14 protein-coding genes are annotated in these 15,940 nt (G+C 66.8%); 6 read left to right on the forward strand and 8 right to left on the reverse strand.

Features of this window, described 5'->3' with window-relative positions:
• Positions 1-90 precede the first annotated feature (90 nt).
• Entirely contained in the window at positions 91-2,052 is a 1,962-nt protein-coding gene (dxs, locus tag ACV7NN_RS01430) for a 1-deoxy-D-xylulose-5-phosphate synthase (RefSeq protein WP_463347815.1), read from the forward strand.
• A gap of 63 nt (positions 2,053-2,115) precedes the next feature.
• Here the strand turns inward: dxs and ACV7NN_RS01435 are convergent, their stop codons facing one another.
• Both ACV7NN_RS01435 and ACV7NN_RS01440 read right to left on the reverse strand, forming a co-directional pair.
• Positions 2,116-3,273: a N(5)-(carboxyethyl)ornithine synthase gene (locus ACV7NN_RS01435; RefSeq protein ID WP_463347816.1), complete on the reverse strand. Its 1,158-nt coding sequence runs from the start codon at positions 3,271-3,273 to the stop codon at positions 2,116-2,118.
• Positions 3,274-3,340: 67 nt separating this feature from the next.
• Positions 3,341-3,877: a dihydrofolate reductase family protein gene (locus ACV7NN_RS01440; protein ID WP_463347817.1), complete on the reverse strand. Its 537-nt coding sequence runs from the start codon at positions 3,875-3,877 to the stop codon at positions 3,341-3,343.
• Positions 3,878-3,954: 77 nt separating this feature from the next.
• On the opposite strand from ACV7NN_RS01440, the gene ACV7NN_RS01445 reads away from it, so the two are divergent.
• Both ACV7NN_RS01445 and ACV7NN_RS01450 read left to right on the forward strand, forming a co-directional pair.
• Positions 3,955-4,335, forward strand: coding sequence for a MerR family transcriptional regulator (locus ACV7NN_RS01445; RefSeq protein WP_463347818.1), 381 nt, complete (start codon positions 3,955-3,957; stop codon positions 4,333-4,335).
• Positions 4,332-5,309 carry an aldo/keto reductase gene (locus ACV7NN_RS01450; protein WP_463347819.1) on the forward strand — a complete coding sequence of 326 codons (978 nt, stop codon included), beginning with the start codon at positions 4,332-4,334 and terminating at the stop codon, positions 5,307-5,309. The genes ACV7NN_RS01445 and ACV7NN_RS01450 overlap by 4 nt, the downstream gene beginning before the upstream one ends.
• A gap of 60 nt (positions 5,310-5,369) precedes the next feature.
• Here ACV7NN_RS01450 and ACV7NN_RS01455 read toward each other — a convergent pair whose 3' ends face one another.
• From ACV7NN_RS01455 to ACV7NN_RS01470, 4 genes are all read right to left on the reverse strand, one after another.
• On the reverse strand, positions 5,370-7,505 hold the full coding sequence (locus tag ACV7NN_RS01455) for a 3-hydroxyacyl-CoA dehydrogenase NAD-binding domain-containing protein (RefSeq protein ID WP_463347820.1): 2,136 nt from the start codon (positions 7,503-7,505) through the stop codon (positions 5,370-5,372).
• A 6-nt stretch (positions 7,506-7,511) separates the two neighbouring features.
• The gene (locus ACV7NN_RS01460; protein WP_463347821.1) at positions 7,512-8,708 is read right to left on the reverse strand and encodes a thiolase family protein; all 1,197 of its coding nucleotides are present in this window, start codon (positions 8,706-8,708) and stop codon (positions 7,512-7,514) included.
• Between the two features lie 74 nt (positions 8,709-8,782).
• The gene (locus ACV7NN_RS01465) at positions 8,783-9,979 is read right to left on the reverse strand and encodes an HRDC domain-containing protein (RefSeq protein ID WP_463347822.1); all 1,197 of its coding nucleotides are present in this window, start codon (positions 9,977-9,979) and stop codon (positions 8,783-8,785) included.
• On the reverse strand, positions 9,972-10,568 hold the full coding sequence (locus tag ACV7NN_RS01470) for a DUF3000 domain-containing protein (RefSeq protein ID WP_463347823.1): 597 nt from the start codon (positions 10,566-10,568) through the stop codon (positions 9,972-9,974). Before ACV7NN_RS01470 ends, ACV7NN_RS01465 begins: the two co-directional genes overlap by 8 nt.
• A gap of 71 nt (positions 10,569-10,639) precedes the next feature.
• Here ACV7NN_RS01470 and ACV7NN_RS01475 point away from each other — a divergent pair, with 71 nt between their 5' ends.
• Positions 10,640-11,851, forward strand: coding sequence for an alpha/beta hydrolase family protein (locus ACV7NN_RS01475; RefSeq protein WP_463347824.1), 1,212 nt, complete (start codon positions 10,640-10,642; stop codon positions 11,849-11,851).
• A 10-nt stretch (positions 11,852-11,861) separates the two neighbouring features.
• Here ACV7NN_RS01475 and ACV7NN_RS01480 read toward each other — a convergent pair whose 3' ends face one another.
• Positions 11,862-12,305, reverse strand: coding sequence for a SufE family protein (locus ACV7NN_RS01480; protein WP_463347825.1), 444 nt, complete (start codon positions 12,303-12,305; stop codon positions 11,862-11,864).
• 81 nt (positions 12,306-12,386) lie between these two features.
• Positions 12,387-13,286: a sulfurtransferase gene (locus ACV7NN_RS01485; protein WP_463347826.1), complete on the reverse strand. Its 900-nt coding sequence runs from the start codon at positions 13,284-13,286 to the stop codon at positions 12,387-12,389.
• Positions 13,287-13,436: 150 nt separating this feature from the next.
• On the opposite strand from ACV7NN_RS01485, the gene zapE reads away from it, so the two are divergent.
• Both zapE and ACV7NN_RS01495 read left to right on the forward strand, forming a co-directional pair.
• Entirely contained in the window at positions 13,437-14,495 is a 1,059-nt protein-coding gene (gene zapE / locus ACV7NN_RS01490; RefSeq protein WP_463347827.1) for a cell division protein ZapE, read from the forward strand.
• 164 nt (positions 14,496-14,659) lie between these two features.
• Complete coding sequence (locus tag ACV7NN_RS01495; RefSeq protein ID WP_463347828.1) at positions 14,660-15,934, forward strand: ammonium transporter; 1,275 nt, start codon at positions 14,660-14,662, stop codon at positions 15,932-15,934.
• Positions 15,935-15,940: the final 6 nt, after the last annotated feature.

Genomic DNA, 15,940 nt, shown 5'->3' on the forward strand with positions numbered 1-15,940 from the left:
CGGCGGCCGGTACGTCCACCCAGCGTGGCGGACCCGGCCGAAACGGCGGCACTCGGCTTTTCCGGTGCGTGCACGCCTAAACTCGAAACCATGAGTATCCTCGAGACCATCTCCGGTCCCCGTGACCTGGACGCTCTGTCCAAGAAGCAACTCGTTCAGCTCGCCGCCGAGATCAGGGAGTTCCTGATCTCCAATGTCGCGAAGACCGGGGGACACCTGGGGCCCAACCTCGGTGTCGTCGAGTCCACCATCGCCATCCACCGCGTCTTCGACTCACCGCGCGACGCCATCGTGTTCGACACCGGCCACCAGGCCTATGTGCATAAGCTGCTGACCGGCCGGCAGGACTTCAGCATGCTGCGCCAGCGTGGCGGCCTCGCGGGCTATCCGCAGCGCTCGGAGTCCGTCCACGACATCGTCGAGAGCTCCCACGCCTCCAGTTCGCTCTCGTGGGCGGACGGCATCTCTCGCGCCTTCTCGATGACGGGGCAGGACGATCGCCACGTCGTCGCCATGGTCGGCGACGGCGCCCTCACCGGGGGTATGACCTGGGAGGCGCTCAACAACATCACCGACGACAACACGCGCCGGCTGATCATCATCGTGAACGACAACGGGCGGTCGTACGCGCCCACCATCGGCGGAATGGCGCGCTTCCTCAACACCGTGCGCACGCGCCGCTCCTACCGCAACCTGTATCTCACCAGCCGCAAGGCGTTCGACCGGCTCGGTACGCCCGGCCGGTCCCTGTACCGGGGCGTTCGCGGCGGCCTCCACGGGTTCCTCAGCCGCTTCTGGAACAACGAGGCGCTCTACTCCAACCTCGACATCAAGTACATCGGCCCTGTGCAGGGGCATGACATCGAGGCCATGGAAGAAGCTCTTCGCCAGGCGAAGAACTATGGCGCGCCCGTGATCGTGCACATGATCACGCAGAAGGGACGCGGCTACGAGCCGGCTATGCGCGACGCCGCCGACCAGTTCCACGCCGTCGGCCAGATCGACCCGGAGACGGGCGAGTCGATCGAAAGTTCGAGCAAGCAGTCGTGGACCAGCGTCTTCGCCGACGAGATCGTGAGACTCGCCGAACGGAACCCCCGCATCGTGGGCATCACCGCTGCGATGCTGCGCCCCACCGGCCTCCACAAATTCGCCGAGCGGTTCCCGAATCGCGTCCACGACGTCGGCATCGCCGAACAGCACGCCGCGACGAGCGCAGCCGGCCTCGCCTTCGGCGGCCTCCATCCCGTCGTCGCGATCTATGCCACCTTCATGAACCGTGCGTTCGACCAGGTGCTCATGGACGTCGCCCTCCACAGGGCGGGGGTGACCTTCGTGCTCGACCGGGCCGGAGTCACCGGCCCGGATGGGCCCAGCCACCACGGGATCTGGGACCTCGCGATCCTCCAGGTCGTGCCGAACATCCGCCTCGCCGCGCCCCGCGACGGCACCCGTTTCCGTGAAGAACTCGCTGAGGCGGTCGCCGTGGACGACGCACCGACCGTGCTCCGCTTCCCCAAGGGCAGCGTCAGCCCCGACATCGAGGCCGAACGCCGCACGGCGGACGGAGTGGATGTGCTGCGGGAGGCGCCGCACAAGGACGTGCTGCTCGTGACGGTGGGACCGATGGCCGATCTCGGCCTCAAAGTGGCCGAGCGCCTCGCAGCCCAGGGGATCGGCGCCACTGTCGTCGACCCGCGCTGGGTCGTACCCGTGCCTCGATCGATCCTGACGCTGGCCGCCGAACATCGCATCGTCGTGACGATCGAGGACGGCATCCGTGTCGGCGGGATCGGCACGCGTGTGCGCCAGGATCTTCGCGAGGCCGGCATCGACACCGCCGTGGATGAGCTCGGGTTGCCGGACGAATTCCTCGATCACGCGAGCCGCGAACAGATCCTCGAAGATGCGGGTCTCACTCCCCAGAAGATTGCCCGCGACCTTGTCGCCCAGGTGCTCGGGAGCAAAGTGCCGGTCGCCCGTCCCCTCCCCATCGAAGCCAGTGACGGCCATGAGGTCCGCCAGCGCAAGGCTGACGAGAAGCGGCTCTGAAGCTCCTCGCTCCTCGCTCTAGGCGGAGGCGAGGACGATCGGCCGGTACGGCTTGACGGCCTCTCAGGACTGGAACTCCAGGATCGCCGGGTTCACGATCTCGCCTTCCCTGATCTCGATGGCGCGCCGTATGGTGTCGTCGGCCATCCATGACTCGGCTCCGCCCATGACCGTGCGCAGGAAAGGCGTGACTGCTTCGCCGATCTCCCAGGTGGCGGAATCCCACAGGTACGACGGGCTGTGGTCGACCGCGTAGTAGCGCACATGATCGCCGACCTCGAACACGGGATCGCGGAACGTCGTCGGCCTCGCCCAGCTGAAGCCCATTCCCTCATCGCAGGAGACGTCGACGATGAGGCTTCCCGGTGCGAACGCGTCGAGGTCGGACTCGTCGAGATAGTTCAGCGGAGCGTTCGGGTCCTGCAGCGTGCAGTTGACGACGATGTCCGCTTCGGCGAGGAAGGGGGCGAGGGGCACGCGCCCGTGCTCGGTGATCACGTGACTGAGGTGGGGTGCGATCTCATCGTGGTCGAACTGGACGATATGCACGGAGTGGATGGGGGAGCCGACAGCCGCGACGTCGCGGTTGGTGAGCACCTGCACGTCGTGCACACCGTGTGCGTTGAGTGCCGTGACGGCCCCGCGGGCGGTCGCGCCGAATCCGATGACGACGGCCTTCAGCCGGCGACCGTAGTCTCCCGTGAGCCCCACGACCTCGAGGGCGTGCAGCACAGAGCAGTAACCGGCGAGCTCGTTGTTCTTGTGGAAGACGTGAAGGCCGAAGCTCCCGCTGCGAGTCCAGTGGTTCATCGCCTCGAATGCGATGAGCGTGAGACTCTTGTCGATCGCCAGCTGCGTCATCTCCCGGTCCTGGACGCAGTGCGGCCAACCCCAGAGGATCTGCCCGTCTCTCAGATCGCGGAGGTCACTGTGCTGCGGCTTAGGCAGCAGGATCACATCCGACGCGGCGATCACGTCTTCACGCGAGACGATCGCCCCGACGAACGGGCGCAGCTGATCATCCGAGAGGCCGAACCGGAGCCCGTACCCGTTCTCGAGAGTGATGCTGGACCGCAGGTCCTCGTCGATCCGGTCGAGACGTGTCGGGTGAAGCGGGAGGCGCCGTTCGTCCGGCTTCCGGGAATCAGCGAGAACGCCGACAGTCAGTCTCTTGTCGAAACTGATAGCGTCGAAGAACTGTACGTCGTCTGGATGATCCATGGTGGCTCCCTCGATGGGCGCCACGGTGGCTCCGTGCTCGGAACTCTATGCCCCGAAGCTGTGGGGCTCAGGTGAGCCGGTAGACGTGCTCGACCGCTCCGCCGTCGAACGGGGTGGTGCTGACGAGCGCGAGCGGTGACGAAGGCCGGGCGACAGGCAGCAGGTTTTTGCCGGAGCCGACCAGTATCGGCATGATCGTCACCCGCAGTTCGTCGAGCAGGCCCGCGTCGGCGAACTGGGCAGCCACGTTGCCGCCGCCGACGACCCACACGTTGCGGTCGCCCGCTGCGCTTCGCACTTCCGCGTCGAGCTGGGCGATCTCGCCCGCCCAGAACACGAGTTGTGCGCCTTCGACGACCGGCAGCTCCCTGTGGGTGAGGACCCAAGTCGGGATGCCCGGGTACGGCCACTGGAGATTCGGCTGGTCGAGCAGGAACTGGTAGGTCGTCGCACCCATCACGAGCGCGCCGATCCCGGCGTAGAACGCGTCGTAGCTCTGTTGGAAGGTCGCGAACCCGAACTGCTCGAGCCATTCGATGCGATCGTCGGCATCCGCGATGAATCCGTCGATGGACGATGCGACGTAGTACTGGGTGAGTGCCATGGCCCGCACGCTACCAGCGACGACCGACGGAGGCATCCGTTTGACTTTGAGTGCACTCTAAGTTCTATCGTGGCTGGATGACCACAACACCGGCGGCGATGTCCATCTCCGATGTCGCCGCGCTCACGGGCCTCTCGACCCACACCCTGCGGTACTACGAGCGCGAGGGCCTGATGCTCACACCCGTCGACCGCGCGTCGTCCACGCATCGCCGCTACACCGAGGCCGACCTCAACTGGGTCGTCTTCCTCACCAAGCTGCGGCTCACCGCGATGCCGATCGCACGGATGCGCGACTATGTCGAACTGGCCCGTCGCGGTGACGACACGACCGCCGAGCGCCTCGAGCTGCTGCTGATCCACCGCATGAACGTGGTGCGGCAACTGGATGAGATGAAGAAGAGCCTCGCCGCCATCGACTACAAGATCTCCCTCTACAAGGAAAAGGTGAATGCATGAAGAAGATCACATTAGGAACCGACCGCCTCGAGGTCTCGCGCCTCGGTCTGGGCTGCATGGGGATGTCGGCGTTCTACACCGGAGCAGGCACGGATGAGGCCGGCTCCATCGCGACGATCCACCGCGCCCTGGAGCTGGGCGTCACGTTCTTCGACACGGCGGAGATCTACGGCCCGTACACGAACGAGGAGCTGTTGGCGAAAGCTTTCGCAGGAAAGCGCGACCAGGTCGTCATCGCGACGAAGTTCGGCACCATCCTTCACCGGTCGACGAACGAACGCGGTCTCGACGGGAGCCCGGAGAACGTTCGACTCTCGGTCGAAGGTTCCCTGAAGCGGCTCAACACGGACTACATCGACCTGTACTACCAGCACCGGATGGACCCGGATACGCCGATCGAGGACACCGTCGGGGCGCTCAGCGAGCTGATCGGCGAGGGCAAGATCCGGCACTACGGACTCTCCGAAGCCGCACCCGAGACCATTCGGCGCGCGAACGCCGTGCATCCGGTGACGGCGCTCCAGACCGAGTATTCGTTGTGGTCGCGCGATGTCGAGCAGGACATCCTGCCGACGGTCCGTGAGCTCGGGATCGGCTTCGTGCCGTACTCGCCGCTCGGGCGCGGCTTCCTGACGGGGTCGATCCGCTCGCTCGACCAACTCGACGAAAGCGACTTCCGTCGCTTCAGCCCGCGTTTCGAAGGCGACAACCTGGAGGCGAACATCCGCATCGTCGAGCAGGTGGATGCCGTCGCGAGCGAAGTCGGCGCGACCCCGGGCCAGGTCGCACTCGCCTGGCTGCTGGCGCAGGGCGACGACATCGCGCCCATCCCCGGAACGCGTCGCGTCGCGAACCTGGAGCAGAACGTCGCGGCGGATGCTCTCGAACTTTCGGATGCGCACCTCGCGGCCCTCGACGCCGTCGCAGCTCCGGTCGGTGACCGCTACGCCGATATGACGCCGCTCAACCGCTGAACGGCCACGAAGGGGCGGGCACTCGATGCAGTGCCCGCCCCTTCGCATGTTGCAGTGTCGCTATGAAACGCCTGTGATCGTCGGGTGGTGGAACGTGTCGCCGAAGACCCGCTCGCTCGCACCGACACGGTCGAGATACGGCGTGATCCCGCCCATCTGGAACGGGAAGCCAGCACCGAGGATCATGCAGAGATCGATGTCCTCCGCGGCGTGGACGACGTCGTCTTCGAGCATCCGGTGGATCTCGTCGGCCAGGCCGTCCTCGAGGCGCGAAAGGATCTGATCCTTCGTCCACGGCGTGGTCCCGCCGGAGACGATCTTCGCTGCGCCCTTGTCGATGCCCTTGATCCTGCCCTTGGAGTCCTTCTCGAGCAGCGTGCCGTACTCGGCGAGCTTGTGCAGGTTCTCGCTCTGGTAGAACCGGTCGGGGAACGCGGCGTGATGCGTGTCGAGCACGTGCGCACCGACCTTCAGCCCGACCAGGTCGAGCAGCGCCGACGGGGCCATCGGCAGGCCGAGCGGTGCAAACCCTTCGTCCACGACGTCGAACGGCGTGCCGTCGTCCACGGCGTGCATCGCCTCGCCGAGCACCTTCGCCAGCACGCGGTTCACGACGAATCCTGGCGTGTCCGCCGTGATGACCGCATTCTTACGGAGTTTCGCCGCGGTGACCATCGCGGTCGACAGCGTGGCGTCATCGGTGTTGGGGGTCTTGACGACCTCGATGAGCGGCATCACCGCGACCGGCGTGAAGAAGTGGAATCCGACGAGACGCTCGGGGTGCTTCAGCCGCGCGCCGATCTGCTCGACCGACAGGGACGAGGTGTTCGTGGCCAGAACGGCCTCCGGTGAGACATACTCCTCGAACTCGGCGAAGACATCCTGCTTCACCGAGAGCTCCTCGAACACGGCCTCGATCACCCAGTCGGCGTCAGCGAACAGGGAGCGATCCGTGGTCCCCGTGACGAGGGCGCGGAGACGGTTGGCCTCGTCGGGAGAGATGCGCCCCTTATCGAGGAGCTTCGCGATCTCATCGTGGATGTAGGCGACTCCCTTGTCGACGCGCGCCTGATCGAGGTCGGTGATGACCACCGGCACCCGCAGGCGCCGCACGAACAGTAGTGCGAACTGGCTGGCCATGTAGCCCGCGCCGATGACGCCGACCTTGGTCACCGGCTTCGCCAGCGCCTTGTCGGGTGCGCCCGCAGGGCGCTTGGCGCGCTTCTGCACCAAGTTGAAGGCGTAGATGCTGGCCTGGAACTGGTCGCCGGAGATGAGCTCAGCGAGAGCTGCGTCCTCGCGCTCGAAGCCGTCATCCTTCGTGCCGCTCTTGGCGGCCTTGAGCAGGTCGAGGGCGACATACGGTGACTTCGGGATGCTGCCGATCCGGCTCTCGAGCATCTTGCGGGCGATACCGATCGCGGCATCCCACTTGACGAGGCGCTCGACCTTCCCAGGAACGTTCGGCCGCTTCACTTCGATCTCGCCTGAGATGACGCCGTCGGCCCAGCGGATCGAGTCCTCGAGGAAGTTCGCCGAGTCGAAGATCGCGTCGGCGATGCCGAGTTCGAAGACCTCGTCGGCTTTGAGAACGCGGTTCTGCTTGAGCGGGTTCTCGATGATGACCTTGAGCGCGTTCTCGATGCCGATCAGGTTGGGCAGGATGTACGCACCGCCCCAGCCGGGGATGAGGCCGAGGAACACCTCGGGTAGCGCGAACGCCGCGGTCGAGCGGTCGATGGTGCGGTAGTCGGCATTGAGACCGATCTCCACGCCGCCACCGAGCGCGAGGCCGTTGGTGAAGACGAACGACGGCACGCCGAACTGCGACTGCTTGCCGAGCACGTAGTGGCCGAGCTGGGGGAGGAGCTTCGCGACCTCCTTGCTCGGCAGGTCTCCGACCTTGCTCAGGTCGGCGCCGGCGGCGAGGATGAACGGCTTGCCCGTCACCGCGACGCCGTGGATCTCGCCGCGTTTCGCGCGCTCGGTGAGAGCGTCGAACGTCGCGTTGAGTTCGAGGAACGTCGCGGGCCCGAGCGTGTTCGGCCGCGTGTGGTCGCGGCCGTTGTCGAGCGTGACGAGGGCGAGGGTCTTCCCGCCGCGCAGCGGTACGTCGCGCACGAACGAGTGCGTGACGACTTCATCGGGGTCGATGTCCAGCAGCGGGGTGAAGTCGATCTTCGAGTAGTCGGTCATTGACGGCTACGCCTTTCCGTTCCAGTTCGGGTTTTCCCAGATGACAGAGCCGCCCTGGCCGAGTCCGATGCACATGGCGGTCAGCCCGTAGCGCACCTCGGGGTGCTCGGCGAACTGGGCTGCGAGCTGGATCATGAGGCGGACCCCGGAGGCCGCGAGCGGGTGGCCGATCGCGATGGCGCCGCCCCACTTGTTGACGCGGGGGTCCTCGTCGTCGATGCCGAAGTGGTCGAGGAGCGAGAGCACCTGGATGGCGAACGCTTCGTTGAGCTCGAACAGGCCGATGTCGTCGATGGTGAGTCCGGCCCTTCGGAGCGCCTTCTCGGTCGACGGAACCGGCCCGATGCCCATGATCTCGGGTTCGACCCCGGCGAAGGCGAAGCTCACCATGCGCATCTTGGGGGAGAGGCCGAGTTCCTTCACCGCGTCGCCGGACGCGAGGAGGCTCGCGGTCGCGCCGTCGGTCAGCGGCGACGCATTGCCGGCGGTCACCCGGCCGTGCGCGCGGAACGGGGTCTTCAGGGTGGCGAGACCATCCATCGTGGTCTGGGGGCGCATCCCCTCGTCTTCGGTCGCCAGACCCCAGCCGGCTTCACTGCGGATGGCGATGGGAACCAGATCGGGCTGGATCTTGCCGGCCGCGTAGGCCGCTGCCACCTTCTGCTGGCTGTGCATCGCGAACCGGTCGGCCCGCTCCTTGGTGAGCTCGGGGAACCGGTCGTGGATGCGCTCAGCGGTCATGCCCATGTTGAGTGCGTCCTCGCTCACCAGACGCTCGGCGAGGAAGCGCGGGTTGGGGTCCGCCCCGAACCCCATCGGATGCCGGCCCATGTGCTCGACGCCGCCGGCGATGGCGAGGTCGTACTGGCCGAAGCCGATGCCGGCGCCGAGGGTGGTCACACTGGTCATCGCACCGGCGCACATGCGGTCGATGGCGAACCCGGGAACGGACTTGGGCAGTCCGGCCAGAAGCGCGGCGGTGCGGCCGAGGGTGAGACCCTGGTCGCCCTGCTGGGTCGTCGCTGCGATGGCCACATCGTCGATCCGGTCCTTGGGAACCGACGGGTTCCGTTCCATGAGGCCGATGATCGCCTTGACCACCAGATCGTCGGCCCTGGTGTTCCAGTACTGCCCTTTTTCGCCGGCCCGTCCGAACGGAGTACGGACTCCGTCGACGAAGACGACTTCAGCTCTTTCGGCCACAATGCCTCCCACTTGTCACAGTCGGCTTCGATCCTATGGTCGGCCCTGCGGGGGAAAGAATCGTTTGCCTGAACCTACGAATCGGCTTCGGCAGCGTCGTCGGTCTTTTGGCTGGCTTCCACAAACGACTGCGCGATCATCTGTGCGGTCGCCTCAATCTGCCACGGTCTGGCACCCAATTCGGCCAGCGCGGCACCGATCGCCGACGGCGTGGGATCGGCCGGCGGCGACCACGCCACCCGCCGCAGCGACTCGGGGGTGAGCAGGTTCTCCACCGGGATCGCGACCCGCTCGGACAACTCTGCGATGGCCGCGCGCGCCGCCTTCAGGCGCACATCCGCCTCGGGGTTGCGGTCAGCCCAGGCGCGAGGCGGAGGAAGGCTCTCGCCGTTGCCTCGCATCACCGGAAGATCGTTCGTCGTCCGGCCCGCCTCTATCGCGGCCCACCAACGGTCGAGTTCGGTGCGGCTGGCCCGGCCGTTGAACTCCCGCAGTGCGGCAAGGGCGCGCTTGCTCTCCGGCATGGCACGTGCAGCGGCCGTGAGCGACGCATCGGGAACGAGACGGCCGGGCGCCACGTCGGTCGTTCGCGCCAGCTCGTCGCGGGCGAGCCAGAGTTCGCGTGCGACGGCGAGATTGCGGAGACCACGGATGGAGTGGACGCCTGAGAGACGTCGCCACGGCTCCGCGCGAGCGGGCTTCAGGTCGCGCGCGAGTTCGTCGTCGAACTCCTGGGCGGCGATCTCGGACTTCCCCGCTTCGGCGAGCATGGCGGCCATCGCGTCTCGAAGGTCGGGAAGAAGCTCGACATCGAGGGCAGCGTAGTTCAACCACGGCTCCGGAAGCGGCCGCGTCGACCAGTCGGCGGCGGAATGCTCCTTCGCCAGATGCACGCCGAGGAGCTCTTCCACGACAGTGCCGAGCCCGACGCGCGGCATGCCGAGCAGGCGGGCAGCGAGCTCGGTGTCGAAGATGTGGACGGGATCGAGCCCCACTTCCCGCAGGCAGGCCAGATCCTGGGTCGCAGCGTGGAGCACCCACTCGTCGTCGACGATGGCGGCGTTCAGTTCGTCGAAGCGGCCGACGGCGGGCGGGTCGAACAGGAATGTGCCCGCTCCGCGGCGGAACACCTGGATGAGGTAGGCGCGCTGCGAGTAGCGGAACCCGGATGCGCGTTCGGCGTCGACCGCGACCGGGCCGTCGCCGTGCGCGATCGCCTCGGTCGCTTCGAGGTAGGCCCCGCGGGAATCGATGACGGTATGGTCAGCCACGATTCGCCCGTCGGGTGGAGAGGAGGCTCACGCCCTCTCCCGTCGGCGGCAACCCGGCAAGCATGCAGAGCAGTTCGCCCCAGCCTTCGACGTGGGCGGCCACGTCGTGCTCGAGCGGGGTCCAGGATGCGCGCAGTTCGATCTGCGAACCGTCTCCCTGTTTGGCCAGTTCGCCGAAACCGGTCGAGATGATCTTGGTGGCCGTTCCGGATGCCGCGGTGTATTTCGCCCCCCGGGCGTCGAGCGCGTCGACCAGCCAGGACCACGCCACGTCCGCCAGGAACGGGTCGAGTCCGATCTCCGTCTCCAGGGGGGCCTGCGCGAAGCAGACCACCCGGAATCGGCCGCCCCAGGCTTCGGGCTCCTCCGGGTCGTACAACAGGATGAACCGGCCGGTACCCAGGTCGGAGTCGCTGCCGTGGCGCGCCGGCCGCACATCCGCCGCGAGCGCGATCGCGTGGGGGGCGAGCTGCCCTGGCGCTGGAATCTCGGTGATGACCAGTTCTGGCCGCGCCTTTGCCCTGCGAATCGCCTCCAACGCCGCAGTGAACTCCGCTGGAATGCCCGGCGTTGAGGGTGAAGTCGACACGTACGAAGACTAGAGTTCGTAAGCGTTGCGCGAGCGAAGGCACGCCGCTGCGACGGAGGGAGGCAGAGGACGTGGCCGGTGGAAACGGACGTGCGAAGTTCCTCTGGAGTGCAGCGGGCGTTGCGGGCCTCTTCGGCCTCGCCGGACTCGCGTTCGCCGGCTACGCGATGGCGCGGGTGGCGCGTACGGTCGTCGTTCCTGTCCGCAAGCGACCGCAGAACCAGCGGATCGTCGACGTCGACATCGACGCAGGGACCGTGACGCTCGCCGAGACCCCGGATGCACTGGTCGCTGGCCGATACGGGCTCTGGTTCGACGACGACAGCGGCTATGCCCGCGTCGGCGGTGTGGTCGAACGCGCAGGCGGAACCGTGACCCGCACTGTGCACGACGTAGCCTTCGGCGACCTTCGCCCGACCAGCCGGGCCCGCCTCAGCGGCTGGTACTACCTTGCGCCCGAGGACCTCGGGTTCGATGTCGAGAGCGTGGAGATCGAGACAACGCTCGGGCAGACGCCGGCGTGGCACATCCCGACGGGTGGGAAGGATGCCGACCAGGACCGCTGGGTGATCCAGGTGCACGGGTGGGGTGCTGCGCGGCAGGAGGGCCTGCGTGCCGTCCCCGTGTTCCGCGCATCCGGATATTCGTCGCTGCTGATCTCCTACCGCAACGACCCGGACGCTCCGGCGAGCGAGGACAAGCGCTACGGGCTGGGCGGTACGGAATGGCTCGACGTCGAGGCCGCCATCCAGTTCGCCCGCGATCGCGGCGCGAAGTCGATCGTCCTCATGGGCTGGTCGATGGGTGGGGCGGTGGTGCTCCAGACCATCACGCGCTCGCCGTCGATCGACCTGATCACCGGGCTGGTGCTGGACTCGCCGGTCATCGACTGGATCGACACGCTCGAGTACCAGGCACGGCTGATGAAGCTCCCTCCGCTCATCACGCTGGGCGCGCTGAGGATCATCGGTTCCGGATGGGGCGCACCGATCACCGGCCAGGGTGCCGCGATCGACTTCGCCAGCATGGACTTCGTCGCCCGCGCGGCCGACCTCAGCCTCCCGATGCTGGTGCTGCACAGCGACGACGACGGGTTCGTGCCGTCAACGAGTTCGCGCGCACTCGCGATCGCCCGACCGGACATCGTCACCTTCGTGCCGTTCGAGAACGCTCTGCACACGAAACTCTGGAACTACGACGAAGAGCGCTGGCGCCGGTCGATCGCCGAATGGCTGACCGCGCACGTCAATGACGGTAGCCGCACGCGCGAGCGCTCGGTCTGACCTCGCCGGGTCAGGCTGCTGCGAGCTTTTCGCGCACCTGGCGCTTGGTGCGCCCGAGAAGCGCGGACATGCCTCGGATGCGCAGCGGCGACACGGCCTGGGTGAGGCCGAGCATCTGCGGGTAGTCGTCGGGCACAGCGAGCACCTCGTCGGCCGTCAACCCGGCGAGACCCTGGGCCAGGATGGACGCGAAACCGCGCGTCGTCGGCGACTCGCGCGGCGCCGTCGCGAACAGGTGGACGATATCGTGCTCGTCGACCTCGACGAAGATGAACACCGGCGACTGGCACTCCACGACCCTCTCGAAGAGGTCGGGGTGATCCTGGTAGCGCTCCGGAAGTTCGGGCAGCTCGTTCGAGAACTCCAGCAGCAGCTGGAGGCGATCGGGTTGCTCGAGAGCCAGGAAGTCTTCCCGGATCTCCGCAAGGGCAGGGGCGAGTGTCACGTCGGTCATCGGCTCCATCTTCTCTCAACAACCTGAACGCCACGGGGCAGGCGGTTCTTCCCGGGGGACGAACCGCCTGCGCCGGAATCGTCAGCGCGCCGGGACCTCACCGCGCTCGGTGCCCTGGACGACGGGTACGCGCACCGCGCTGCCCCACTCCGTCCAGGAGCCGTCGTAGTTGCGCACGTTCTCGAAGCCGAGGAGGTGGGTGAGGACGAACCACGTGTGGCTCGACCGTTCGCCGATGCGGCAGTAGGCGATCACGTCGTCGCCCTCGACGAGGCCGGCCTCGCCCTTGTAGATCGCGTCGAGCTCGCTGCGGGACTTGAAGGTCGCATCCGGAGCGGCAGCGCGCGCCCACGGAACGGACGCGGCCGACGGGATGTGCCCGGCACGGAGGGCGCCCTCCGTGGGGTAGCCGGGGATCTCCGTGCGCTCACCGCTGTACTCCTCGGGGGAGCGCACGTCGATGAGCGGCTTGCCGAGATGGGCGAGGACGTCGTCCTTGAAGGCGCGGACGGTCGTGTCGTCGCGCTCGACGACCGGATACTCGGCAGGCGCCGGGGAGGGGACCTCGGTCGTGATCGCGCGTCCCTCGGCGATCCACTTGTCGCGGCCGCCGTTGAGCAGCCGGACGTCCTGGTGGCCGAACAGCGTGAAGATCCACAGAGCGTATGCGGCCCACCAGTTGTTCTTGTCTCCGTAGATGACGACGGTCGAGTCCCGGGCGATGCCCTTCGAGCCAACCAGCCGCGCGAAAGCCTCGCTGCCGACGAAATCGCGCTCCACCGGGTCGTTGAGATCGGTGTGCCAGTCGATCTTGACCGAGCCGGGGATGTGCCCGGTGTCGTAGAGGAGCACATCCTCGTCGGACTCGACGACCACGAGGCCGGGAGCGCCGAGATGCTCCTGGAGCCACTCGGTGCTGACGAGACGCTCGGGGTGGGCGTAGTCGGCGAAGGACGGGGACGAATCGGCCTCGATGGCCATGAGCTACCTCCTGCTGGCGCCTCGTGGGCGCGGAAACAATCGTGTCGGGTCGGTTTAGGCTTGAGGCCGGACTCCACTCACGAACCTACGCATTAGGCTACGCGGCGCAGATGGGTCCTGTAAGACTTCGACACAAAGGTGCCCAGCCCAATGACTCTCGAACAGACCGGTGCCGTCGTGCGCCTCACCGAGCGCACGCCGTCGATCACCGGCGCCGAGATCGCGGCCGAACTGGTACCGCCGCCTCAGTTCGCGCACGCGACGTTCGAGTCCTACCGGCCCGACCACGATTATCCGTCCCAGGCCGCAGCCGTCGACAAGCTGAAGACCTTCGCGAAGGCGTGGGAGCCGGCACGGCCCGCCGGCTTCTTCAGCCGCAGCCGCAAGCGCATCGAGACGAGGCCGGGCGCCTACCTCGACGGCGGGTTCGGTGTCGGGAAGACCCACCTGCTCGCGGCCCTGTGGCACGAGGCCCCAGGCCGCAAGTACTTCGGGACATTCATCGAGTACACCGCGCTGGTCGGCGCACTCGGCTACGCCGGGGCCGTCAAACTGCTCAGCGGTTCGACACTGATCTGCATCGACGAGTTCGAGCTCGACGATCCGGGCGACACGATGATGATGACCAGGATGCTGTCGGAGCTGGTCGCATCCGGCACCCGTATCGCAGCGACGTCCAACACACCGCCGAACGCCCTCGGTGAGGGCCGGTTCGCCGCCAGCGACTTCCTGCGCGAGATCCAGGCGCTCTCGGGCCACTTCGAGACCATCAGGATCGATGGTCTCGACTACCGTCGCCGCGACACGGAGGGCCGGGCGCTGACGGTCGAGCCCGACGCGTACGAGAAGACGATCGCCGCGCTCGCGTCGCGCGGCGAAGCGGTCACCAGCGATCCGTTCGACGAGCTCGTCGCCCACCTCGCCACCGTGCACCCCTCGAAGTACATCAAGATGATCGCGGGCATCGACGTGATCGGACTCTCCGATGTCGCGGTGCTCCACGACCAGATGGCCGCCTTGCGTCTGGTCGCATTCATCGACCGCGTATACGACGCCGAGATCCCGATCGTCCAGACCGGCGTCCCGCTCAACACCGTCTTCGACGACGACATGCTCGGCGGCGGCTACCGAAAGAAATACCTGCGGTCGGTCTCCCGGATGATCGCGCTGACCACGGGCGAGCTCCCACCTCACGACGACGAGGCCTGAAACACGATGTTTACACGCACCACGCAGCCGTAACACTCGCGAAACACGCGGGCCCATCCACCGAAACCTCTCACCGCGAAACTGACCACACCCCGAAAACGCGCCACACCTGATTGCGTCGACCGGGACATCGTGTGCAATCACTAGAGAGGTAGACCATTCGTATGTTGCTACATTCAGCAGCGGCCTATGACGCCCAGACAGCAGTCAACTCCCTTTGGCTCCTCGTCGCGGCCGCGCTCGTTCTGATCATGACCCCCGGAGTCGCCTTCTTCTACGGCGGCATGGTCCGCGCCAAGAGCGTCATCAGCATGATGATGATGAGCTTCGGCGCGATGGCCATCGTCGGCGTCCTGTGGGTGCTGTACGGCTACGGGCTCTCCTTCGGTCCCGCATCCATCCCTCACGTCCTCGGCACGCCCGACTGGGGCCTGATGAGCCTCATGGGCAAGGACGGCGTGACCCCCGACCTCAACGGCCTCGCCTTCGCCGGGTTCCAGGCGACCTTCGCGATCATCACCGTCGCCCTGATCTCGGGTGCGATCGCCGACCGCGCGAAGTTCGGCGCGTGGATGGTGTTCGCGGCCGTGTGGGTGACGGTCGTCTACTTCCCGGTCGCCTTCTGGGTCTTCAACCTCAAGGATGGCTGGATCGCGACCATCCTCCACGTGAACGACTTCGCAGGTGGCACCGCCGTCCATATCAACGCTGGTGCCGCAGGTCTCGCGCTGGCGTTGGTGCTCGGGAAACGCGTCGGCTTCCAGAAGGGGATGGCCAAGCCGCACAACGTTCCTCTCACGCTCCTCGGCGCAGCACTCCTGTGGTTCGGCTGGTTCGGCTTCAACTCCGGTTCTGAGGCTGCCGTCGACGGTGTCGCCGCGATCGCCTGGATCAACACGCTGGCCGCTCCGGCAGCTGCGACCCTCGGCTGGCTGATCGTCGAGAAGATCAAGGACGGCAAGCCGACATCGATCGGTGCGGCATCCGGTGCGGTCGCGGGTCTCGTCGCGATCACCCCGGCCTGTAACATCCTGACCCCGTTCTGGGCGATCGTCCTCGGCCTGCTCGCCGGCGCGGTCTGCGCCATCGCGATCGACCTGAAGTTCAAGCTCGGCTTCGACGACTCGCTCGACGTGGTCGGGATCCACCTCATCGGCGGTCTCCTCGGAACGCTCTACATCGGCATCTTCGGCCTGACCCACGTTGACGGCGACGCCACGAAGCCGTACTCGAGCCTCCTGTACGGCGGCAGCTTCCAGCAGCTCGGCGTCCAGGCTGTCGGTGCCTTCTCGGTGATGATCTACTCCTTCGTCCTGGCGTACGCCATCGGCTGGGTCATCCAGAAGACGATGGGCTTCCGCATCAAGAACGAAGACGAGCTGGCCGGCGTCGACACCGTGGTCCACGGTGAAGAGGGCTACGCGCTCGAGAACGCCTGATCCTCT

The organism is Leifsonia sp. Ger2509, assembly GCF_055231915.1.

Bases quoted from the DNA above. Each gene is read 5' to 3' on its own strand.
- ACV7NN_RS01435 (WP_463347816.1), bottom strand. From the start codon at position 3,273: ATGGATCATCCAGACGACGTACAGTTCTTCGACGCTATCAGTTTCGAC.
- ACV7NN_RS01450 (WP_463347819.1), top strand. From the start codon at position 4,332: ATGAAGAAGATCACATTAGGAACCGACCGCCTCGAGGTCTCGCGCCTC.
- ACV7NN_RS01485 (WP_463347826.1), bottom strand. From the start codon at position 13,286: ATGGCCATCGAGGCCGATTCGTCCCCGTCCTTCGCCGACTACGCCCAC.
- ACV7NN_RS01455 (WP_463347820.1), bottom strand. From the start codon at position 7,505: ATGACCGACTACTCGAAGATCGACTTCACCCCGCTGCTGGACATCGAC.
- zapE (WP_463347827.1), top strand. From the start codon at position 13,437: ATGACTCTCGAACAGACCGGTGCCGTCGTGCGCCTCACCGAGCGCACG.
- ACV7NN_RS01445 (WP_463347818.1), top strand. From the start codon at position 3,955: ATGACCACAACACCGGCGGCGATGTCCATCTCCGATGTCGCCGCGCTC.
- ACV7NN_RS01480 (WP_463347825.1), bottom strand. From the start codon at position 12,305: ATGACCGACGTGACACTCGCCCCTGCCCTTGCGGAGATCCGGGAAGAC.
- ACV7NN_RS01495 (WP_463347828.1), top strand. From the start codon at position 14,660: ATGTTGCTACATTCAGCAGCGGCCTATGACGCCCAGACAGCAGTCAAC.
- ACV7NN_RS01440 (WP_463347817.1), bottom strand. From the start codon at position 3,877: ATGGCACTCACCCAGTACTACGTCGCATCGTCCATCGACGGATTCATC.
- dxs (WP_463347815.1), top strand. From the start codon at position 91: ATGAGTATCCTCGAGACCATCTCCGGTCCCCGTGACCTGGACGCTCTG.